We start from the raw sequence: 21,684 nt of genomic DNA on the forward strand, positions 1-21,684 counted from the left end.
AGGACATTATTTTGTCGAATTTATGCCCCTGTAATAGCCAATTATTCTACTCTGATTGCTGTGAGCCTTACCATTTGGAGCAGAAAAATGCCCCAACAGCAGAAGCATTAATGCGGTCGCGTTATAGCGCGTTCGTTAAACATAATGCTAATTACTTAATAAAAACGTGGCACCCCTCTTGCCGTATTGCATCCTTGCATGATGAATTAACTTCAGGCTTCCCAAATACACAATGGCTTGGACTTAATATTATCTCATCGCAAGCAAGCACAAATAAAAATGAGGCATACGTTGAATTCTCGGCTTGCTTTATTGAAAGAAATGCCGATGATAAACAGTACTTACATGAACGATCCCGTTTTCTAAAAATAGATAACTGTTGGTTTTATATTGACGGTGTGAAACCAAAAGTAGGACGAAACGATCCCTGCCCTTGTGGTTCAGGGCGTAAATACAAAAAATGTTGTGAAAATAACATCAAATAATTGCAAACACAGAAGTAAAAGAAAGGATTTATCCATACATGCAACACCAAAATACTCAAAAAAAAATACTCCGTACTATTTGCCCTGATGCAAAAGGCCTAATCGCAAAAATCACCAATATTTGCTACAAACATCAATTAAATATTGTTCAAAATAGTGAATTTGTTGATCATCGTACTGGTCGCTTTTTTATGCGCACTGAGCTTGAAGGCATCTTTAATGATGAAACTTTTCTTGCTGATTTAGATGATGCATTACCGCAAGGTTCTCAACGTGAATTGAATACCGCAGGTCGCCGTCGCATTGTAGTTATGGTGACAAAAGAAGCACATTGCCTTGGCGATTTGTTAATGAAGAGCGCATTCGGTGATCTAGATGTAGAAATTGCCGCTGTTATTGGTAATCATGACACGTTAAAACATTTAGTAGAACAATTTGGTATTCCTTTCCATCTTGTTAGTCATGAAGGATTAACTCGTGATCAACATGATGAAAAGTTAATTGCACAAATTAATCAATACAAACCTGATTACGTTGTACTCGCAAAATACATGCGTGTATTAACACCTGCATTTGTACAAAACTTCCCAAATCAAATTATCAATATTCACCACTCCTTCTTGCCTGCCTTTATTGGTGCTCGCCCTTACCATCAGGCTTACGAACGCGGAGTCAAGATCATTGGTGCTACTGCTCACTACGTAAATGATAATTTAGATGAAGGCCCAATCATCACACAGAACGTAATTAACGTTGACCACACATTTTCTGCAGAAGATATGATGAGAGCTGGTCGTGATGTTGAAAAAAATGTACTTAGCCATGCTTTATATTGGGTACTTTCACAACGTGTCTTCGTTTATGGTAACAGAACGATTATTTTATAAGTTCTCAAACCATTAATATTGAATACATTATGATTATCTAAAAATAAACCGCGATACAAAACATATCGCGGTTTATTTTATCTTCTATTAACTTTCACGTTTTTACTTAAAATCAATACGATAGAGCATGAAAGCTGAACAAAATGAGCATTTTTACAGCAAACGATCTACTTTTAGTAAAATAGCGCTTTACAGATCTTCGGTATTTGGTATTATTGCGCCCGCTGTCACGGACAGCAAAACAATTTAATGTTGGTGGGATACCCAAGCGGCCAAAGGGAGCAGACTGTAAATCTGCCGTCACAGACTTCGAAGGTTCGAATCCTTCTCCCACCACCATCTCTTCTTAGCTTCATCCTAATAGACTTTTTATTCCATTTTTCCAATCAAATCAATAAAACGATTCAACACACTTGAGTGATACTTAGATTTATAAATATAACAGTTGTACAGCAGTGTAGGCTGAGTTAAAGGGATAAAACAGAGCTCTCCGTCATACTCATCTTTCAATGGGTTTTCATCTGTAACTAACAGAGAATGGTGCGTTTGAATAAAACGTAAACAACAATTAAGATCGTCCATCATTCTAACGCAAACAGGTTTCCCCCCATTTCTTATTTCACTCTCTAATTTTTTTATTTTAGCTGTTTTATATAATGCAGGATCACATAACCAAATATTTTCACTTAAGAGTTTATCAATATTTTTATTAACGCTATTAGCAATCTCTCGCTGACAACAAATCCCCAAATACTTATTGTCTATTTTATGAATAAGACTAAATTTTTCACTAATAATTTTTTCTGAACTTAATATTAATGTATTTCCATCATAGTCAGGTATTTCATCAAAGTTTTCTTTTGAGAATCGCATTATATTTATATGAGAATAATTTTTATTAGCTGCCTGATAAAGTTGTGTTAAATACTGGCTTTTCCCCCAATCATAATAAACATGAATACTATTATTAATAATACCTGAGGTATGTTTTTTTGTTATCTCTTTTTCCTGAAGATAAAGTGATTTTAAATCATTATAAAGCTCAAGCCCTTCTTGCGTTAAGCTCATACCGAACTTCTCTCGCTTAAATAGACGCTTTCCCAATACTGCCTCAAAGTCCTTTATAGACTTAGCGACTGGAGGTGTCGTTCGATTCATAACACGAGCAGCTTTACTTAATGAACCATTTTCAACTACGGCCATAAAGGCTTCTAATTTACGAGAAAAAAACATAATTCACCATTCCTTTGCTGTGTTGAACAAATAATTTCATTAATTCATTTAATGTAAATAGAATATAGATTAATTAATTTAAAAATTAATTTTATATAAATATAGTTTTATATAAATATCTCCTTACCTCCTTTTAATGAATACAATTTATAACTGCAATGCTATTTTTATTATGTCATTATTCTTCACATATAAAGAATAATAATACTTATATTCTTCTATCAAAGATTAGTTTATGTTTCCACTTTGTTTAATTAATAATTTTTATTATGCAATTAACTATTTTTATTAATTTATCGTATTTTCTTTGTTCCCTCTTTATTTTATCTAGCTTTATTTTTCTATTGATAAGCCGTGCCATGATTTAAGTGATTTACTTACATTCATTTTATGATCCTGATAGTATAAGGCATCCTATTATTCAATATATAAATGGTTACAGTCACATGAAATTTGTCTCTTTCAATATTAATGGTTTACGTGCTCGCCCTCACCAACTTGAAGCCATCATAGAAAAACACCAACCTGATGTTATCGGACTTCAAGAAACGAAAGTTCATGATGATATGTTCCCATTAGAAAGTGTGGGATCTTTGGGCTACCATGTCTTTTATCATGGACAAAAAGGACATTATGGCGTTGCCTTATTAACAAAAGCAAAACCTATTGCAGTACGTAAAGGCTTTCCAGGTGATGATGATGATGCTCAACGCCGGATGATCATGGCTGATATTGAAACACCAGCAGGATTACTCACTGTAATGAATGGATACTTTCCTCAAGGTGAAAGCCGTGATCATGAAACAAAATTCCCAGCAAAAGAAAAATTCTATGCTGATTTACAAAACTACTTAGCAACCAGTTTAAAACCAACCTCTCCCGTCCTTATTATGGGTGATTTAAATATTAGCCCAACAGATAAAGATATTGGTATTGGCGAAAATAATATGAAACGCTGGTTAAAAACAGGAAAATGCTCTTTCCTACCTGAAGAACGTGAATGGCTGGCAACATTGATGGGCTGGGGGTTAACAGATACTTTCCGCCAACAACATCCTCAAATAGATGATAAATTTTCATGGTTTGATTATCGTTCTAAAGGATTTGATGACAACCGTGGACTACGTATCGATTTACTCTTAGCCAGTCGTTGTTTAGCGGATAATTGTATTTCAACAGGAATTGATTACGATATTCGAGGAATGGAAAAACCATCCGATCATGCCCCTGTATGGGCTGAATTTAAAATCTAATCGTCTTTAATCATTATTCAAAAAAACACTTCCTTATTATTTAAGGAAGTGTTTTTTATTTATGCCTTAATTATCAGTCGTTGCAGCTTTACTCTGCGCTTTATTTTTTGTGCTGCTTGCTTTGTTACTTCCTTTAGTTACTGTCTTACGCTTTTTATTATGCACTGGCGTAGGAAGATTTCTGAAAGCTTGAATATTAGGGCGACGTTTTGCCTGAGTAATTAGCTCTACCAATGTATTATTTAATGGCATCATGAAATCTTGATATTTAAACTGCTTCTCACTAATTTGTGTGAGTATCAATTCCCAATGTGCAGTCATATCCGGTAAGGTTGCCATATCTGGCAATACATGAATTAATGCTCTACCCGCTGGCGTTGAATTAATGGCTCGTCCTTTTTTTTGCAAAAAACCACGTTTAAACAGTAATTCAATGATACCCGCTCTTGTCGCTTCAGTACCTAATCCATCCGTCGCTCTTAGGATTTTCTTAAGTTCTTTATCTTGAACAAAGCGCGCAATACCTGTCATGGCTGAAAGTAATGTTGCATCTGTAAAAGGCCTTGGAGGTTGCGTTTGTTTTTCAACAATCTCACCTTTTTCACACAACAGTTCATCACCTTTTTTTACTATAGGTAATGCAGAACCATCATTTTCTGAATCTTGCTCTTTGGCACCTAATAACACACGCCAACCTGCTTGAGCTAAAAATCGAGCTTTAGCAATAAATTTACCGTTTTCAATATCAAGTTCAATCACGCATTTGCGATAAACCGCATCAGGCATAAATTGCATTAAATATTGGCGAGCAACAAGATAATAAATATTTTTTTCGTTTTCATTTAATGAAATATTACCCGTTTTTGCAGTTGGAATAATAGCATGGTGCGCATCCACTTTCTTGTCATCCCAACAACGATTCTTTTTATCAATATCTAAGGTTTCTTGCGGTAATAAACTTCCATCATGCACGCTAATGGCATTAATCACCGCATGACGGCCTGCAAAATGTTCATCTGGGAGATAACGACTGTCAGAACGGGGATATGTGATTAATTTATGTGTTTCATATAATCGCTGACAGGTATCTAAGACTTGTTGTGCGCTTAAACCAAATCGTTTTGCGGCTTCAATTTGTAATGCTGAGAGCGAGAACGGTAACGGTGCGATTTCAGATTCTTGTTTATCTTGATAATCCGTAACATTGGCTGGCTTGTCTTTAATTCTATCAACAACATGCTCTGCCAGTTTTCGGTTTAATAATCGCCCCTCTTCATCTTGCCAAGGTTCACAATGCTCACTAGGCTGCCAAATTGCAGTAAAGCGTTCATCCGCGGGAGTCACAACATGCGCTCTTACTTCAAAGAAATCTTTAGGAACAAAATTTTCAATTTCTTCATCACGGCGAACCACTAAACCAAGCACAGGGGTCTGCACTCGCCCTACAGATAATACACCTTGATAACCATTGCGCTGACCTAAGAGCGTATATGCTCGAGTCATATTTATTCCATAAAGCCAGTCAGCTCTTGCCCTTGCTAAAGCGGATACACACAATGGAATAAATTCATGGTTATAACGTAGCTTATCAATAGCGCGCGTCACTGCTGCGGGGTTTAAATCATTAATTAAGCAACGACGCGCCTGTTTCCTTTGGTCTTCGCTGATATTTAAATAGTTAAGCACTTCATCAACTAATAACTGACCTTCACGATCGGGGTCACCCGCGTGGATCACTTCTTTTGCCTGCTTAAGTAGTGTCTTGATTGTTTCTAACTGCTTTTTTGCATCAGCTCGGGGCTTGAGTTGCCATTTTTCTGGAATAATAGGCAAATCATCTAACGACCAGCGGGCGTACCGCGGGTCGTATGCATCCGGCTCAGCTTGCTCAAGCAAGTGACCAACACACCATGTCACATACTGGTTATCACCACAAAGAATAAAGCCATCACCCCGTTTATGAGGTTTTGGCAATACATCAGCGATAGCGCGAGCAAGGCTGGGTTTTTCTGCAATAAATAATCTCATTACGTTAGTTAATCACTTCAATCAACGCTTTTCCTGCCACTGGCTCAGTTAACTCGCCGATAGAGGTTAGTTCTATATCAAAACGAGCAGCGACGTCTTTAACTTGTTCTACAGCTTCAGGTAATACAGCTAATAATAACCCACCTGAGGTTTGTGGATCGCAAAGTAATTTGCGTTGCATTTCAGTAACTTCACCAATCAAGTGGCCATAACTTTCGAAATTACGCCCTGTACCGCCTGGTACACAACCTTTTTCAATATATGATTCAACTTCTGGCAATCTTGGCACTTGTGAAAAATGAATGGTCGCTTGCACACCAGAGCCATCACAAATCTCACTCAAATGACCTAATAAACCGAATCCTGTAACATCGGTCATTGCAGTAACACCTTCGATATTAGAAAAATCAGCACCGGCTTTGTTCATACGACACATAATTTCTGTTGCTAAACCTTGGTGTTCTGGTTTTAACAAACCTTTTTTCTCAGCCGTTGTTAACACACCAATACCTAAAGGTTTTGTTAAAAATAACTGAGATCCTGCTTTTGCTTCACTGTTTTTCTTTACTTTGCTCACAGGTACGACACCCGTTACAGCAAGCCCGAAAATAGGCTCTGGTGCATCAATAGAATGTCCACCAGCCAGTGAAATTCCAGCCTCTTGACAAGCGGCTCGCCCACCTTCAATCACTTCACGTGCAATTTCGGGTGCTAATTTATCAATAGGCCAACCTAAAATAGCAATTGCCATGATAGGTTTTCCGCCCATAGCAAAGATATCACTGATAGCATTCGTTGCAGCAATGCGCCCAAAATCATAAGGGTTATCAACGATAGGCATAAAGAAATCAGTGGTGCTAATAATACCTGTACCATTTCCTAAATCATAAACAGCGGCATCATCTTTGGTTTCATTACCCACGAGTAAATGAGGATCATGAAATTTAGCTTGCTCACTGTGCAAAATAGTTTCTAAAACTTTTGGCGAGATTTTACAACCACAGCCTGCACCATGACTGTATTGTGTTAAACGAATTGCTTCAGACATAACATGCCATCCTTTTTAAAAATAAGTCACAAAATCAGTTAAGTCAGCAGGAGAAACCGTATTTGGCGCTTTTAAGGCTGGTGTACCTAAATACAGAAAGCCAATAATTTGCTCATGTTCACCACAGCCAAGTCCTTCTCTTACGACTGCATCATGAGTCCAAGAGCCTGAACGCCAAATTCCCCCAAATCCTTGTGCAACAGCGGCCATTTGCATTGCTTGTACACTACAACCAGCAGCAACCACTTGTTCCCATTCAGGCACTTTCGGATGATCTTTCACTTTTGCAATAACTGTGATGATCAAAGGGGCACGAAAAGGTGCATTTTTTGCTTTTTCTTCAACTTCTGGCCCTAAATTACTCACAACAGCCGCTTTATGTAGCAATTGGCTAAAACGCTCAATACCTTCGTTTTGCATCACAATAAAGTGCCAAGGCTTAAGTGCGCCGTGATCAGGCGCGCGCATGCCCGCTTGTAAAATAGTATTGAGGGCTTCACTATCGGGGGCTGGAGTAGTCAGTCGAGAAGCTGAACGGCGGTTCAAAAGCAGCGTTAATGCATCCATTTTTATTCTCCTGTCAGCATTTTATTTTAGCAAGATCCCATTCTTATGGGGATGGACAGTTCTTATCAATTCGCAGTATAACAAACTGTTATATTACCACCATCCACAGATTTAGGCGGGAATTTTTCCAAAAATCAGTTGTGTGGTTATTTAATCGTAATTTATTGTTCATAAAATGATTAATCTTAACTTACCTAAGTTAATTTAAGCTTATTTTGATCCTACTTTTCTTTTTAATTCGACTATTTCCTATATTACATTGATACCTTTTTATGTGACCTTTTTTAGTTATTTTCACGTAAGATAAATGTTTACTTAATAACACCTTAACCAAAAGGTTATCATTAATCGTTTCCTAAAAATCAATGACAGACATTCAATAAGAGCTATATTAGAATATTCCTTCATTGTTATTGCTATTCCCTCTATTGCTAACAACATATTTTGTTTTAATAGTATGAGATTATGTGGATGTAGCCTGCTTACCAATAATTCTAGCATGACTGTTTAGGATTAAAATTTAGCTTTACATGATGTGGAGATAATATGAATAAAATTATGGAGTTAATCGGCGCAATATTAAAGTTTAGTTGGCAAGCCATTAACTTTATCAGGAAATTAATCTTAAACGTTATTTTCTTTTTCCTTCTTTTTATGGTCTTTGGTATTTTCTTAATCACCAAAGAGGCACAAAAGCCGGTTGATTATGAAGGCGCCCTTCTTGTTGATCTTAAAGGTGTGATTGTTGACCAAACCGCAACACAAAATCCTTTAGGTGAAGTTGGACGTGAGCTTTTAGGTGTATCAAGTAGTCAACTTCAAGAAAATTCCTTATTTGACGTTGTTGATACGTTACGCCTAGCTTCTCAAGATCCGAAAATTAAAGGAATGGTATTAAAACTTGATGAATTCGCAGGTGCTGATCAACCATCACTAAATTATATTGGTAAAGCGCTTAATGAGTTTAAAAAGACGGGTAAACCTATTTTTGCAGTAAGTGGTTATTACAGCCAGCCTCAATATTACCTCGCCTCTTATGCCGATAAAGTATATCTCACGCCTCAAGGTGCCGTGGGTGTTTATGGTTTTGGTTTTCAAAACCTCTATTACAAAACGCTGCTAGAAAACTTAAAAGTCAGTACCCATATTTTCCGCGTAGGCACCTATAAATCTGCGGTTGAGCCATTAATGCGCAATGATATGTCAGCAGAGTCTCGTGAAGCTTCATTACGTTTAGTTCACGCACTGTGGTCTACTTATTTAACCCAAGTTGCAGAAAACCGTAGCATTACCAAAGACGATGTTTTCCCAGGTGCAAAAGAGATGATTGCACAGCTACGTAATGCTGATGGTGATAACGCCACTTATGCACTAAATCGTAAATTGGTAGATTCTGTCAGCTCATATGCCCAATTTGAAGCAGATATGACAGAAACCTTCCAGTGGGATAAAGAGAACAAGCAATTTAACAATATCAGCATTTATGATTATGCTGACACGCTAACCTCATCATTGCCTGCAAGTGATGAAGGAAATATTGCCGTAGTGGTTGTTCAAGGTGCCATTATTGATGGTGAAAGTATCCCCGGCTCTGCGGGTGGTTCAACTATTGCAAATCAAATTCGCCAAGCTCGTTTAGATCCGAACATTAAAGCGCTTGTATTACGCGTAAATAGCCCTGGTGGTAGTGTTTCAGCTTCAGAGCAAATACGCAGTGAAGTAGCTGCTTTTAAACAACAGAAAAAACATGTGGTTGTATCAATGGGTGGCATGGCGGCATCAGGTGGATATTGGATCTCAACCCCTGCAAATAAGATTATTGCCAGCCCTTCAACATTAACAGGTTCTATTGGTATTTTTGGCGTTATTAATACGTTTGAAAATAGCTTAGAGTCTATTGGTGTTTATACCGACGGTGTAACAACTTCATCCTTAGCCGGATTATCTGTCACTAATAAACTACCGGAAGAGTTTGCAGAGCTTTTACAGCTAAATATTGAAAGTGGTTATAAAACATTTCTTAATTTAGTGGCTGAATCACGCAAGAAAACACCGGCTCAAATTGATCGGATTGCTCAAGGTCGGGTATGGGTAGGAATAGATGCAAAAAATGTCGGTTTAGTCGATGAATTTGGTGATTTTGATGATGCTATTGATACAGTTGCTAAAATGGCAAAAATCGACCAACCGGTTATTGATTGGATGAAACCAGAATTAAGTCTGTCAGAACAGATCATAATGAGTTTATCCTCTAATACAAAAGCGCTTATTCCTGATCCATTACAAGCTTATTTGCCGGCACCTGTTTTAAAAGAAGTTAAAACACAAACAGAGTTTTATCGCAATATGAACGATCCGCTAAATCGCTATGCGTATTGTTTATCATGTGGTGATATTCAATAATCTTTTCAATCTATACACCTGCTCAGTTAGAGTAGGTGTATTCTTCTATTTTTTCCGACTTTTGATAGAATGATATTCTGATGAGTACTTTTTGTTCGTTTGTATTCAAGCTATTTTTAACACAATGATTTAAAGCAGATATTAGATAACCTCTATTTTCTTTTTTTTAGCACCCTTTCCTTTTTTTATTCTACAAACTCCCTATAATCAGGTATTTCTCACAGCTTAATAAGAGTGCTTGTCTGATGCAAAAGAAATCAATCTACGTTGTTTATACTGGCGGTACTATTGGTATGCAACATTCTGAACATGGCTATATTCCTGTATCAGGACATTTACAACGCCAATTAGCTAAAATGCCAGAATTCCATCGTGAAGAGATGCCTGATTTTACAATCAAAGAGCATCTTCCTTTAATTGATTCTTCAAATATCACACCTGAAGACTGGCAATCTATCGCTGACGATATTAACGAAAATTATCATAATTATGACGGATTCGTTATTCTTCATGGTACTGATACCATGGCATTTACGGCCTCAGCACTCTCTTTTATGTTTGAGAACCTCAGTAAACCCATTATCGTCACTGGCTCTCAAATTCCTTTAGAAGCGTTGCGCTCTGACGGACAAACGAATCTATTAAATGCGCTCTATTTAGCTGCACATCACCCAATTAATGAAGTCGCGCTTTTCTTTAATAACACACTGTATCGTGGTAACCGTACAGTAAAAGCACATGCAGATGGTTTTAATGCGTTTGCATCGCCGAATAGCGCCCCTCTTTTAGAAGCAGGGATTAATATTAAGCAATTTAAAATTAATTCATTTCCAAAAGGAAAAGGGGAATTTATTGCACATAATATTACACCTCAACCCATCGGGGTTGTCACAATTTACCCAGGCCTTTCAGATGAGATCGTTAAAAATATTCTGATGCAACCAGTGAAAGCATTAATATTACGTTCTTATGGCGTAGGTAATGCACCGTCACACCCAGCTTTACTTTCTACACTACGCGAAGCAACAGAGCGTGGCATTGTCGTTATTAATCTTACACAATGTATTTCTGGTCGAGTGAATATGGAAGGTTATGCAACAGGCCAAGCCTTAGCTGAAGTCGGCGTTATTAGTGGTTACGATATGACATTTGAGGCGACATTAACTAAATTGCATTATCTCCTTAGCCAACAATATGATTACACTGAAATTTGTCGCTTAATGCAACAAAACCTTCGCGGTGAAATGACATTAAACGATAACGACTAAGCTTAATAAAAGGGCAAATTTAGTGAAAAACTCTGCGCTATTACTGGTTGATATACAAAACGATTTTTGTACAGGGGGCGCTTTAGCTGTTAACGAAAGTGAGATAGTTATTCAAACAGCTAATCAGCTCATTAATGGTTTCAAGCAAACTAAAAGCCCAATTATTGCAAGTTTAGATTGGCATCCAGCCGATCATCTTAGCTTTGCTGAAAACTCAGGTACCGTTGTGGGTGAAATTGGTAAACTAAACGGGTTACCGCAAGTTTGGTGGCCAGTTCATTGCGTGCAAAACTCTCACGGCGCGGCATTCCACCCAGAACTCAATTACACACTGATTAACCATATTATTTACAAAGGCCAAAACCGCCTTATTGACAGCTATAGTGCTTTTTTTGATAACGACCATGAATATCAAACAGGCTTACATACCCTTTTGCAAACGCTTAATATAAAACATCTTTATATTCTTGGTATTGCTACTGATTACTGCGTTAAATTTACAGTACTGGATGCTTTACAGCTAGGTTATCAAGTATCTGTTATTACTGATGGTTGCCGTGGTGTCAATATTCAAGGTAACGACAGCCAAGTAGCGCTAGAAGAGATGCAAGCGAAGGGAGCGATATTAATAGATTCAGCACATTGGCTTAATCGTAACAATCAATAGGTTCGTAATAATTTGACCGTAAAAAACAGCAATAAATCATTAATTGATTTGTTGCTGTATGACTTTATCCGCAACTTTGCCAAAAAACTGTTTAGTTAAAGAATAGAATGGCGACAGACCATTTTGGTTATCACAAGAAACCAACTCTAAATAGCATAACTGCTCAAGATCCCAATTTTTCTCCAAATGCTCTTCATATAATTCGTCTAAATCATCCCAATGTTGTTTTCGTAAATTTATTAAAAAGTGGCAGTTTAGATTCAATAAATTAATTGTATATTCTGCTTTGTCTTTTTTATTTGGATCTAAATTTTTTTTGGGAACAATTCTACCATCAGATAAAAAAGCAAAGTAATGCTCACAATCATTCTGATAGCAAGATACAAAACGTGTTATATCAACACTTGTTTGCTTTGCAAGAGTATGCCCACCAAATATGTCCTCTTTTTGTAATTTTTTGAGGCAGTCGCTACTAAATACACTTGCTGCAAGATTTGATTCATCAAATGTGCGAGTTGGATTCTGACTTTTATTTTCAATATGTTCGATATGATATTCCAATCCGAGTTTATCCGCTCTTACCTCACTATAACAACATAATTGACATTGTTGCCTACATAATCTTTGTAAAACTTCCGTTTTATAGCTAAAAGATGACCAACGGCTTGTTGACTCTGCTTGTATAGTCGGTGGATTTTCATTTGCTTGCGTTAATCCATATACATTCAATGGTGACTGTTTGATGAATCTCATTGCTTCCCTTCTAAATCAGAGAAATGCTTCTGCCTACGAATACTTCTTTGTAGGCGTTGCAGTTGAGGATGGGATTTACCTAAAAGAAACGTTAACTCATTCAGCAATGATTGAACTAATTCAGTATGACTTTCTCCTTGATCGATCAGCTCAGTCAGTTTATTTAACATCTCTTTTTCTTTAATGGGTGGCTGAGGATCAACATGCATAACACTTTCAAGAACTTGATTGCTTGGATTACCATATGTATTAGCAAGTGGTTTTGATGCGATCGCTTCACCTTTATGATCCTCACCAATCACTCGGATACAATCCGAATGAACGGTACTAATAACTTGTGGGCTATGAGTTGTCACAATAAACTGAATATTGGGGAATGCTTCCATTAACGATGATAGTACCGTTTGCTGCCAAGTAGGATGGAGAAACATATCCACTTCATCAATGAGCACGATACCTGAAGTTTTAACTGCCGCCATCTCACCAAGGTGTGGGTTTAATTTAATACAGCGAAATGCAATATCCGAGATCATTGCTACCATATTACGTAAACCATCACTTAATAAAGAAAGCGGTATGTAACCTTGCTCGGGATGCAACATAACAAGTTGTTGCCCCATACTGGCTCTATATTGTAAATCATGCCAGCCTGTCAGCTTTTGAGTTAACTTATTAATAGAAGTTTGCACAACTTTAATTGCAGCAGAAAAATTTTTTTGGGCGACTTCATCTTGTGGTGTTAATTGGCTCTCTAATTGTGTTATTTGTAGCTCTCTGTGACTACGATAGACCCAACTATACCAAGTCAGAAACTGCTTATAACTTGATGTGGCAGTTAAACAGTTTTGATATCCCCAAAAACGAGAGTGAACACTGTTATCCAGTTTTTTATCTTGTGTTTCTGAACTGTATCGTCCTTGATACCATAATCGCCCAGTCCCTAAATACACGATCAGAGGCAAGTTAGTATTTTCTTGAGTAAGAGACTCTTTAACAATTTTAGAAGATTTATAAATCTCACTTTGATACTTTTTAGCGATATTAGTCAGGACTGTAGTAAGTTTGTCCCCTTTAGTCCCTGTTTTCGGCGTTACCTTTTCGCGAAACTGTAACCAAGATGCAGGTAATATATCGTCTTTTTGATTAGAAAATGCCTCTATTTCTGAAGGTAAGGCAGGTTCCATGTTTTGATCAAGGCGCCTTAATCGGACATCATCAATTTGTATTGTTGCAGCTTTACCTGTTTGACTGCCTAAATCAAAACCTTTAACAAAAGGCCACAGCGCAATACGAACAGCATCAAGAATTGTTGTTTTTCCAGCACCATTAGGTGCTATAAGGACGGTCATTTGAGGATGAAAAGTGACTTCAAGTTGCTCAAAACAACGAAAGTTTTTTATTATTACTTTATCAATTTTCATTTCATCCCCTCTCAATTTATCGTTTCTTATTCTCCCACAGATAAGAACTATTAAAAATACTCTTACCTATAATATAAAGGTCTACAACAATCTTATTTATACTATAAGAATTTAATCATCATCCATTGGCGTTAGCGTTGCTAAACGTTCAGATTGAAACTGAGCTTTTAATTCTTGTTTGCTCTTCATGGTAATTTGTCCATTAGTGCCTACTGTCATATGCTCAGGTGTGTGGTTATTTTTTGCTTGCCATAATAAAACAATCTGCATGCAATGTTCTTTTTGTTCATCAGTCAATGCAACGCCGTCAGGCCATTTGCCTAATTCAACTGCGGTTGAAATACGCTGATAAATTTCAGGGGTCACCATCGAAATAAGTTCATTAACTTCCATTGATTGCTCCATAAGCTAAATAATCACTTAAAATAGCTGAATCGTTTTTTCATTTGTTATTATTTTGTTAATTTAATAGCTATCAACCTTTCTGCTCTTCACCTGTCTCACTGTTTGTAAATGACAGTGAAGCTGAATTAACACAATAACGCTCCCCTGTAGGGGCTGGACCATCATTAAAAACATGACCTAAATGTGCATCACACTGCTGGCAACGTATTTCCGTTCTTTTCATATTATGAGAAAAATCATCAATATAGCGGATCGCATCACTATTAACAGGTTGGTAAAAACTAGGCCAGCCACATCCTGCATCAAATTTTGTATCTGAATAAAATAAGGGAGCAGAACAACATAAACAGTGATAAATCCCAGTTTGACGATTATGTAATAACTTACCACTAAACGGAGGTTCTGTGCCGTGTTGTTGCGTCACATAACGTTGCATTTCATTGAGTGTTGATAAATCAAGGTGATTGTTATTACTTGAAATATTCACTTTCTTTTCATTATCTGCCATATCGACCTCGTGCTCAGAAAAATGCTTTTTAAAACAACAGTGAATAATAACAAAGATTTAACAACAAATCTGGAAAATATAGTCTAAAATCATCAAGAGTAATCTTTAGTTTTTGAAATGTGATGAATTTCACATAACGGAGCAAAGGTAACTTCATTTATCGGCGTTGATCCCGATAATACACAGCGTAACATTTAGCTAAAACGACCAATCTTTAAGCGAAAAGTGTTTTTTTAATTGATTTTTTGCAATTATTGACACGATTCCGCTTGACGATTGGCGCGGTTTTGGTAACTTTAGAAGCAACTTTTTAATTCACTAAATTAAAGCTGGTGGAATACATATGACTATCAAAGTAGGTATTAATGGTTTTGGTCGTATCGGCCGCATCGTTTTCCGTGCTGCTCAAGAACGTTCAGATATCGAAATCGTAGGTATTAACGATCTGTTAGACGCAGACTACATGGCATACATGCTGAAATACGATTCAACTCATGGCCGTTTCAACGGTACTGTTGAAGTAAAAGATGGCCACCTCGTTGTTAATGGTAAAACCATCCGCGTAACTTCAGAAAGAGATCCAGCAAATCTGAAATGGAACGAAGTCGGTGCTGACGTTGTTGCAGAAGCAACTGGCCTGTTCTTAACTGACGAAACTGCTCGTAAACACATCCAAGCTGGCGCGAAAAAAGTTGTTCTGACTGGTCCTTCAAAAGACAACACTCCTATGTTCGTAATGGGCGTAAACCATAAATCATACGCAGGCCAAGATATCGTTTCTAACGCATCTTGTACTACTAACTGTTTAGCGCCTTTAGCTAAAGTTATCAACGATAACTTCGGTATCGTTGAAGGTCTGATGACGACTGTTCACGCAACAACTGCAACTCAACGTACTGTTGATGGTCCTTCTGCAAAAGACTGGCGTGGTGGTCGTGGTGCTTCTCAAAACATCATCCCATCATCAACTGGTGCTGCTAAAGCTGTAGGTAAAGTTATTCCTGAACTGAACGGCAAACTGACTGGTATGTCTTTCCGTGTTCCTACTCCTAACGTTTCTGTTGTTGACCTGACTGCACGTCTGGAAAAACCAGCTTCTTACGCGCAAATCTGTGATGCTATCAAAGCAGCAGCTGAAGGCGAACTGAAAGGCGTTCTGGGTTACACTGAAGATGCAGTTGTTTCAACTGACTTCAATGGCGAAGTTCTGACTTCAGTATTTGATGCTAAAGCAGGTATCGCTCTGAACGACAACTTTGTTAAATTAGTTGCTTGGTACGATAACGAAGTTGGTTATTCAAACAAAGTTCTGGATCTGATTTCTCATATCTCTAAATAATTAGAGCTTATAAAATCAAGATTTTGCTTAGAGCCACCTTTTAGGTGGCTCTTTTATTTTCCAGCCAGTCAGTTTATTGTATTGAAATAGTCAGTGACAGAAGGCCCAAAGATAATGAACGAGAAAATTTTTTCATTGCCGATTATTGAACAAATATCACCTTATTTAAGTCGTCGGCAATTAGGTGAACTTCCTATCCTTGTTATTTCACATCCTAAAGTTCGAGCAGCTATTAGCCTTCAAGGTGCACATTTAATTGCTTGGCAACCCGCACAAGAACACCCTGTCTTTTGGCTCAGTGAGGCATCACTCTTCACTCCCGGTGTTGCCATTCGTGGTGGCATCCCTATTTGCTGGCCTTGGTTCGCTTCAGCAGGTACACCAAGTCACGGATTTGCACGTATTCTACCTTGGGAATTTAGCGCCCACACAGAACAAGATGACGGCGTGCTTATTACAATGACACTAAAAGAGAACCAACAAACACAAAAATATTGGCCTCATCCGTTTACTCTAATTGCTCGTTTTAAGTTAGGGACAACTTGTGAAGTAGAATTAGAATCTTATGGTGATTATGACGCGACAGCCGCCCTTCACTCTTATTTTAATGTGAGTGATATTGATAATGTCTCTGTCACCGGCTTAGGAAGCCACTACATTGACACTGTGGCAGACAAAGAAGTCTATACTGATGAAACCGCATTACGTTTTAATGGACGCACTGACAGGCTTTATACAGAGCCTGACGATTTTAATCTTATTCATGATGATGGTTGGGATCGCACAATTGAAGTTCATCATTATCACCATAGTGATGTGGTATGTTGGAATCCCGGCGCAGAGCTTGCAAGTTCAATGAAAGATATGAGTGCAGGTGGCTATCGTAAAATGGCTTGTGTAGAAACTGCACGTATCCATCAACCGTTAAAACCAGATAATGTGCATCCTGGTCGTTTATCTCTAGTAGTGCGTGTTCGTAAAAATATTGCTGAAAAATAAATATTACTCACGTATTACACAAATAAAAAAGCTTCGAGGTTTAAATCGAAGCTTTTTTGTCATAAATGACCTATTTAAATATCTATAGCGTTATACAGTCATTAATTAGAATGTATAAGTCACACCAGTCCACACAATCGCAGTTACAGACTTATTCACCATTGGGCTGTCTTTGACTTCGCTTGGTAAATGGTCAACACGCCCCATAGCAAAGAAGTTCCATTTTTCAGCAAATTTGTAGTTAGCTGAAATCTCGAAATAAGGTCTCCAGCTATCATTTGGCGTGTATTCAGCTAAACCACTACGCTGTGATTCTGCATGAGTAATACCATACGCATAACGATTTTGCTTTTTGTTTTCCCAAACAATACCCGCACCCGGTTGGAAAGACCAATTACCTAATTCGAAAGGATATAAATAGGCGGCATCAGCGATAATACCGTTACTTTTACCCAGCATATCACCAGAAACAATCGCTCTTAAGCTACCCCATGATTCATGGTGTTTATAAGTAAAACCCCCCATCATAGTATCACGACGACGATTCAATTTTTTCATTTGCTCGTCATCACTATCACTTGGCTTATAAGCTTGAGGATAATAGTGTAAATCAACAGAAAGTTGATCTTTAGGGGTGTTCCACAAGTAATACCCCGCAGCTAACGTTGCGAAATAGAAGTTTTCTGATTGGTAGTTAACTTGTGGCACTGGTAATAAATAATCTTTTGATTTAGCCCCTTTATAGGGAGTGACTTGTGCTAAGACCGAGCCACCAATTGACCATTCTCCAGCAAATGCTGCTGGTGTGCTAAGTCCTGCAATAACGGCTAAAGAAATGATAATCTTCTTATTACTCACGATGATTTTCCATATTGTCATTAATAAAGTAGCAACCAAAAACCAATTTCAGTCACAATTAACTAATACTGATATTATTTTACCTATAATTATTTTTGTTTTGCATTAAATGTGTAGCAATCAGTGCTTGCCCTAATGCAATACCACCGTCTCCGGCTGGTAACATCATAGGGGCGAGTACTTTTTTATTGTTTAATTTTTTCTGAAACATATGTTTGAGCAATGTATTATTTAATACACCACCCGTAAGTACAATGGTGTCAATCTGATATTTATCTGCATATTGCAATGCAATATCGCCTAAACCTTCAGCTAATAGATAATGAAATAACCATGCTTTTTCACTGACATTAAGTTTTACACCTTCCCACTGCGACCAAAAAACCGACAAATCAAGCATACTGTTTTTTACCGGCATTAAATGCCCATATTGCTTAATGATTTCTGCCTGTTTTTCCTGATGGCACGCTAATGCTGCTGTTTGTAGATAACAAGCCGCTTCACCTTCCCAACTTATCTCTTTAGGGGCTAATCCTAATGATGCTGAAACCGCATCAAATAAACGCCCACAAGAAGAGGCTTTAGGTGAATTGAAACCACGTTCTACTGCCTTACTTAATATTTGCAAATCATTACTAGGTATCAATTGGGTGATAACACTACCTTGCCAATTCTTAGAAAAAGTAGCTAAATGTGCGAACCAGTTTCGCCAAGGTTGAATCGAGGCAAGATTACCTCCGGGCATCGCAACAGCCGGAAGCCCACCTATTCGTTCTGATTTTTGATAATCCACCCGTAGACACTCCCCTCCCCATAAAGAACCATCTTGCCCGAAGCCTAAACCATCAAGTGCAATACCTACTACAGCACCTTGCTGATGGGTATGACCATGTTCAGCAAGGCAAGAAACAATATGTGCATGATGGTGAAAAACTTCAATGACAGGGATATTTTGCGCTTGGGCGAATTGTTTACCCAGTTGATGGCTAATGTAATTCGGGTGTGCATCGATCGCAATTGCTTTAGGCGTAAAGCGATAAATTTGCTGAAAAAGATCTAATGATTTCATCAGTTGTTGACGCACACTTAAATCATCAAGATCCCCTAAATGAGGCCCCATAATGGCTTGATGTTGACGTAATAAACAAAATACATTTTTGAGATCACCCCCCATTGCAAGCACTGAGGGTTGTGGCTCAAAATCGTCAGGTAATGAAATAGCATCAGGAACATAGCCACGAGAACGGCGGATCATAACACTCTGCTTATCTTCAATACGCACTAATGAATCGTCAGCTCGCTGTATAATCTCTCTATTATGCATCAAGAATAGATCAGCAATCTCACACAGTTGCATTAAAGCATCTTCGTTACTTAACGCAGGAGTGTGACCAGATGCATTTCCTGATGTCATAACCAGTGGAATATTCGTGCCACGCGCTAATAAATGTTGCAATGGATTGGCTGGCAACATAACACCAATTTCAGTTAATCCCGGTGCAATAAGCTCCGAAAGCTTAGACACAGCAGTTTTAGGGACTAATACAATTGGAGCCGCAGTGCTTTGCAAAGTTTGGATAGCTGTTGGAAGAAAATCAGGATCTTGCTTATCTTCTTTAATTTGATCAATTCCAGTGATCATCACAGCTAACGGCTTCGCAGGTCGGTATTTGCGTTTTCGTAATAATGCAACGCTTTTATTATTACGTGCATCACATACTAAATGAAAACCACCAACACCTTTAACAGCAACAATTTTTCCAGCATGTAACGCTTCACAGGCTTGAGTTAATGCAAACTCTTTAATTGCTAACTCTTCACCCTGCTTATCTGCAAGCCAAATATAAGGCCCACACACAGGGCATGCATTAGGCTGAGCATGGAATCGTCTGTCTGCAGGATCTTCATATTCACGTTTACATTCAGGACAGAATGGAAATTCAGACATCGAGGTAAATGGCCTATCATAAGGCATTTTTTTTATGATAGTAAAACGAGGTCCACAGTGTGTGCAGTTAATAAAAGGGTAATGAAAACGACGGTTTTGGGGATCAAACAGTTCATCAATACATGCTTGGCAAGTCGTGGCATCAGGTACCACTTGTGTATCCATTTCGCCACCACCACTTTTTACAATAATAAAGTCAGTCGGTAACTGTTCCCATTGATAGGGTGATTCTTCTATACGTTCAATGCGCGCTAATGGGGGGCATTCGGCTTTTAATGCTTCGATAAACAATGTATTTTTAGGTGAGGGTGTTAAGTGCACTAATACACCTAAGCTGTCGTTACTCACTTGCCCTAATAAACCAAAACGATGGGCTAATTGCCAAACAAATGGACGAAAACCAACGCCTTGAACCTTACCTTTCACACGCAATGCAATGCCGTTACTCATAGGATCACCAAATCAAAATAAATTTAAGCTTATTCTAGTTTAGTGATTATCAACAACTTTCATTTAGATCAGAAAAAGTGGAATTAGGTAGATTTATCATCACTTCAACTGTAACTCTAGGAGCTATTGCACACAGTAATTCATAACCAATAGTGCCACAGGCTGTTGCAACATCGTCAACTGGGAGCTGTTCACCCCATAATTCAACGGGGTTACCATAAGTGACATCAGGGAAATCCGTAACATCAACGGTTAACATATCCATCGAAATACGCCCTACCAATTGTGTTCGATGCCCATTAACAATAACTGGTGTACCATCTGGTGCATGTCTTGGGTAACCATCTGCATAACCACAAGCAACAACCCCTATTCGCATATCACGCTCAGCAATATATCGACTGCCATAACCTATCTGCTCACCTTTTTTCACTTGTTGAATGGCTAATATCTCACTATTAAATGTCATTACGGGTTGTAAATCGAAATCAGCAATATCTTGCCAAATCCCCGAAGGCGAAACACCATATAAAATAATGCCTGGTCGCACCCAATCTTGATATGTTTCAGGGTAAAACAATGTTGCTGCCGAATTTGCTAAACATCGAGGTAATTCTTTGACCATTGCTTGATTAATTACCGCTTTTTGCGCATCCATATTCAGCCCTGTATCTGCATTAGCAAAATGCGACATTTGAATAATAGAACCGATGTTATTGATACTTTTAGCCCGGGCGATAGCTTGTTGATAAACATCAGAACGATAACCTAATCTATTCATTCCACTATTAAGTTTAAGATAGATATTAATGGGGCGATCTAATTGTGCTTTTTCTATGGCATCAAATTGCCAATCGGAATGCACTGTTGTTGTCAGAGAATAACGTTCTAATAAATAGACATCTTCAGGTTTAAAAAAACCTTCAAGTAAAAGAATGGGTCCAACCCATCCTTGCTCTCTTAGCATAATGGCTTTGTCTAATTCAATTAATGCAAAGCCATCTGTATGACTCAATGCTGGCCAAACACAGGATAATCCATGCCCATAAGCATCTGCTTTCACAACAGACCACACTTTGCTGCCCTTCACTCTCTCTTTGATAACAGACAAATTATGGCTTAAAGCATCGAGGTTAATGGTTACTTTTGTGGGTCTGGACATGT

The 21,684-nt window shown here is 38.0% G+C and carries 19 protein-coding genes and 1 tRNA gene; 9 read left to right on the forward strand and 11 right to left on the reverse strand.

Annotated elements, in window-relative coordinates; translation table 11 throughout:
- The first annotated feature begins 11 nt into the window (after window positions 1-11).
- From ABN080_RS04680 to ABN080_RS04690, 3 genes are all read left to right on the forward strand, one after another.
- Window positions 12-485: a YchJ family protein gene (locus tag ABN080_RS04680; RefSeq protein WP_340893176.1), complete on the forward strand. Its 474-nt coding sequence runs from the start codon at window positions 12-14 to the stop codon at window positions 483-485.
- A gap of 38 nt (window positions 486-523) precedes the next feature.
- Window positions 524-1,372: a formyltetrahydrofolate deformylase gene (gene purU, locus ABN080_RS04685; protein ID WP_198624260.1), complete on the forward strand. Its 849-nt coding sequence runs from the start codon at window positions 524-526 to the stop codon at window positions 1,370-1,372.
- A 254-nt stretch (window positions 1,373-1,626) separates the two neighbouring features.
- Window positions 1,627-1,711: transfer RNA gene (locus tag ABN080_RS04690), tRNA-Tyr, on the forward strand.
- 30 nt (window positions 1,712-1,741) lie between these two features.
- Here the strand turns inward: ABN080_RS04690 and ABN080_RS04695 are convergent.
- Window positions 1,742-2,605, reverse strand: coding sequence for a LysR family transcriptional regulator (locus ABN080_RS04695; RefSeq protein WP_349440490.1), 864 nt, complete (start codon window positions 2,603-2,605; stop codon window positions 1,742-1,744).
- A gap of 446 nt (window positions 2,606-3,051) precedes the next feature.
- Here ABN080_RS04695 and xthA point away from each other — a divergent pair, with 446 nt between their 5' ends.
- On the forward strand, window positions 3,052-3,858 hold the full coding sequence (gene xthA, locus ABN080_RS04700) for an exodeoxyribonuclease III (protein WP_349440491.1): 807 nt from the start codon (window positions 3,052-3,054) through the stop codon (window positions 3,856-3,858).
- Window positions 3,859-3,924: 66 nt separating this feature from the next.
- On the opposite strand, the gene ABN080_RS04705 is transcribed toward xthA, so the two are convergent.
- The 3 genes from ABN080_RS04705 to ABN080_RS04715 are packed head-to-tail and all read right to left on the reverse strand — an operon-like array spanning window position 3,925 to window position 7,501.
- Window positions 3,925-5,886 (reverse strand): DNA topoisomerase III, encoded by a 1,962-nt coding sequence (locus ABN080_RS04705; protein ID WP_349440492.1) that lies wholly within the window; start codon window positions 5,884-5,886, stop codon window positions 3,925-3,927.
- Between the two features lie 4 nt (window positions 5,887-5,890).
- Window positions 5,891-6,934 carry a selenide, water dikinase SelD gene (selD, locus tag ABN080_RS04710; protein WP_197269103.1) on the reverse strand — a complete coding sequence of 348 codons (1,044 nt, stop codon included), beginning with the start codon at window positions 6,932-6,934 and terminating at the stop codon, window positions 5,891-5,893.
- A gap of 15 nt (window positions 6,935-6,949) precedes the next feature.
- Window positions 6,950-7,501 carry an NAD(P)H nitroreductase gene (locus ABN080_RS04715; protein WP_197269102.1) on the reverse strand — a complete coding sequence of 184 codons (552 nt, stop codon included), beginning with the start codon at window positions 7,499-7,501 and terminating at the stop codon, window positions 6,950-6,952.
- A 546-nt stretch (window positions 7,502-8,047) separates the two neighbouring features.
- Between ABN080_RS04715 and sppA the strand changes: the two genes are divergently transcribed.
- The 3 genes from sppA to pncA all read left to right on the forward strand — a co-directional run bounded on the left by sppA (window position 8,048) and on the right by pncA (window position 11,839).
- Window positions 8,048-9,904 (forward strand): signal peptide peptidase SppA, encoded by a 1,857-nt coding sequence (sppA, locus tag ABN080_RS04720; RefSeq protein ID WP_349440493.1) that lies wholly within the window; start codon window positions 8,048-8,050, stop codon window positions 9,902-9,904.
- A 245-nt stretch (window positions 9,905-10,149) separates the two neighbouring features.
- Window positions 10,150-11,172 carry an asparaginase gene (ansA, locus tag ABN080_RS04725; protein WP_196554107.1) on the forward strand — a complete coding sequence of 341 codons (1,023 nt, stop codon included), beginning with the start codon at window positions 10,150-10,152 and terminating at the stop codon, window positions 11,170-11,172.
- Between the two features lie 22 nt (window positions 11,173-11,194).
- Window positions 11,195-11,839 carry a bifunctional nicotinamidase/pyrazinamidase gene (pncA, locus tag ABN080_RS04730; protein ID WP_349440494.1) on the forward strand — a complete coding sequence of 215 codons (645 nt, stop codon included), beginning with the start codon at window positions 11,195-11,197 and terminating at the stop codon, window positions 11,837-11,839.
- A gap of 39 nt (window positions 11,840-11,878) precedes the next feature.
- Here pncA and ABN080_RS04735 read toward each other — a convergent pair whose 3' ends face one another.
- The 4 genes from ABN080_RS04735 to msrB all read right to left on the reverse strand — a co-directional run bounded on the left by ABN080_RS04735 (window position 11,879) and on the right by msrB (window position 14,926).
- A complete protein-coding gene (locus tag ABN080_RS04735; RefSeq protein WP_196554105.1) occupies window positions 11,879-12,592 on the reverse strand; it encodes a retron system putative HNH endonuclease in 714 nt (237 codons plus the stop codon).
- On the reverse strand, window positions 12,589-14,013 hold the full coding sequence (locus ABN080_RS04740; RefSeq protein ID WP_196554104.1) for an AAA family ATPase: 1,425 nt from the start codon (window positions 14,011-14,013) through the stop codon (window positions 12,589-12,591). Before ABN080_RS04740 ends, ABN080_RS04735 begins: the two co-directional genes overlap by 4 nt.
- Before the next feature lie 111 nt (window positions 14,014-14,124).
- Window positions 14,125-14,406: a YeaC family protein gene (locus tag ABN080_RS04745; protein WP_036912841.1), complete on the reverse strand. Its 282-nt coding sequence runs from the start codon at window positions 14,404-14,406 to the stop codon at window positions 14,125-14,127.
- An 82-nt stretch (window positions 14,407-14,488) separates the two neighbouring features.
- The gene (msrB, locus tag ABN080_RS04750) at window positions 14,489-14,926 is read right to left on the reverse strand and encodes a peptide-methionine (R)-S-oxide reductase MsrB (RefSeq protein WP_072068316.1); all 438 of its coding nucleotides are present in this window, start codon (window positions 14,924-14,926) and stop codon (window positions 14,489-14,491) included.
- A gap of 343 nt (window positions 14,927-15,269) precedes the next feature.
- Here msrB and gapA point away from each other — a divergent pair, with 343 nt between their 5' ends.
- Window positions 15,270-16,265, forward strand: a complete 996-nt coding sequence (gene gapA, locus ABN080_RS04755) for a glyceraldehyde-3-phosphate dehydrogenase (RefSeq protein ID WP_072068317.1) — start codon at window positions 15,270-15,272, stop codon at window positions 16,263-16,265.
- 114 nt (window positions 16,266-16,379) lie between these two features.
- Window positions 16,380-17,264, forward strand: coding sequence for a D-hexose-6-phosphate mutarotase (locus tag ABN080_RS04760; RefSeq protein ID WP_197269098.1), 885 nt, complete (start codon window positions 16,380-16,382; stop codon window positions 17,262-17,264).
- A 105-nt stretch (window positions 17,265-17,369) separates the two neighbouring features.
- On the opposite strand, the gene ABN080_RS04765 is transcribed toward ABN080_RS04760, so the two are convergent.
- The 3 genes from ABN080_RS04765 to alr all read right to left on the reverse strand — a co-directional run bounded on the left by ABN080_RS04765 (window position 17,370) and on the right by alr (window position 21,682).
- Window positions 17,370-18,122, reverse strand: a complete 753-nt coding sequence (locus tag ABN080_RS04765) for a MipA/OmpV family protein (protein WP_109407664.1) — start codon at window positions 18,120-18,122, stop codon at window positions 17,370-17,372.
- 79 nt (window positions 18,123-18,201) lie between these two features.
- Window positions 18,202-20,520, reverse strand: a complete 2,319-nt coding sequence (hypF, locus tag ABN080_RS04770) for a carbamoyltransferase HypF (protein ID WP_349440496.1) — start codon at window positions 20,518-20,520, stop codon at window positions 18,202-18,204.
- A 49-nt stretch (window positions 20,521-20,569) separates the two neighbouring features.
- Window positions 20,570-21,682: an alanine racemase gene (alr, locus tag ABN080_RS04775; RefSeq protein ID WP_197269096.1), complete on the reverse strand. Its 1,113-nt coding sequence runs from the start codon at window positions 21,680-21,682 to the stop codon at window positions 20,570-20,572.
- Window positions 21,683-21,684 lie beyond the last annotated feature (2 nt).

The organism is Proteus sp. fly-1089 (assembly GCF_040138965.1).
GTDB lineage: Bacteria > Pseudomonadota > Gammaproteobacteria > Enterobacterales > Enterobacteriaceae > Proteus > Proteus vulgaris_B.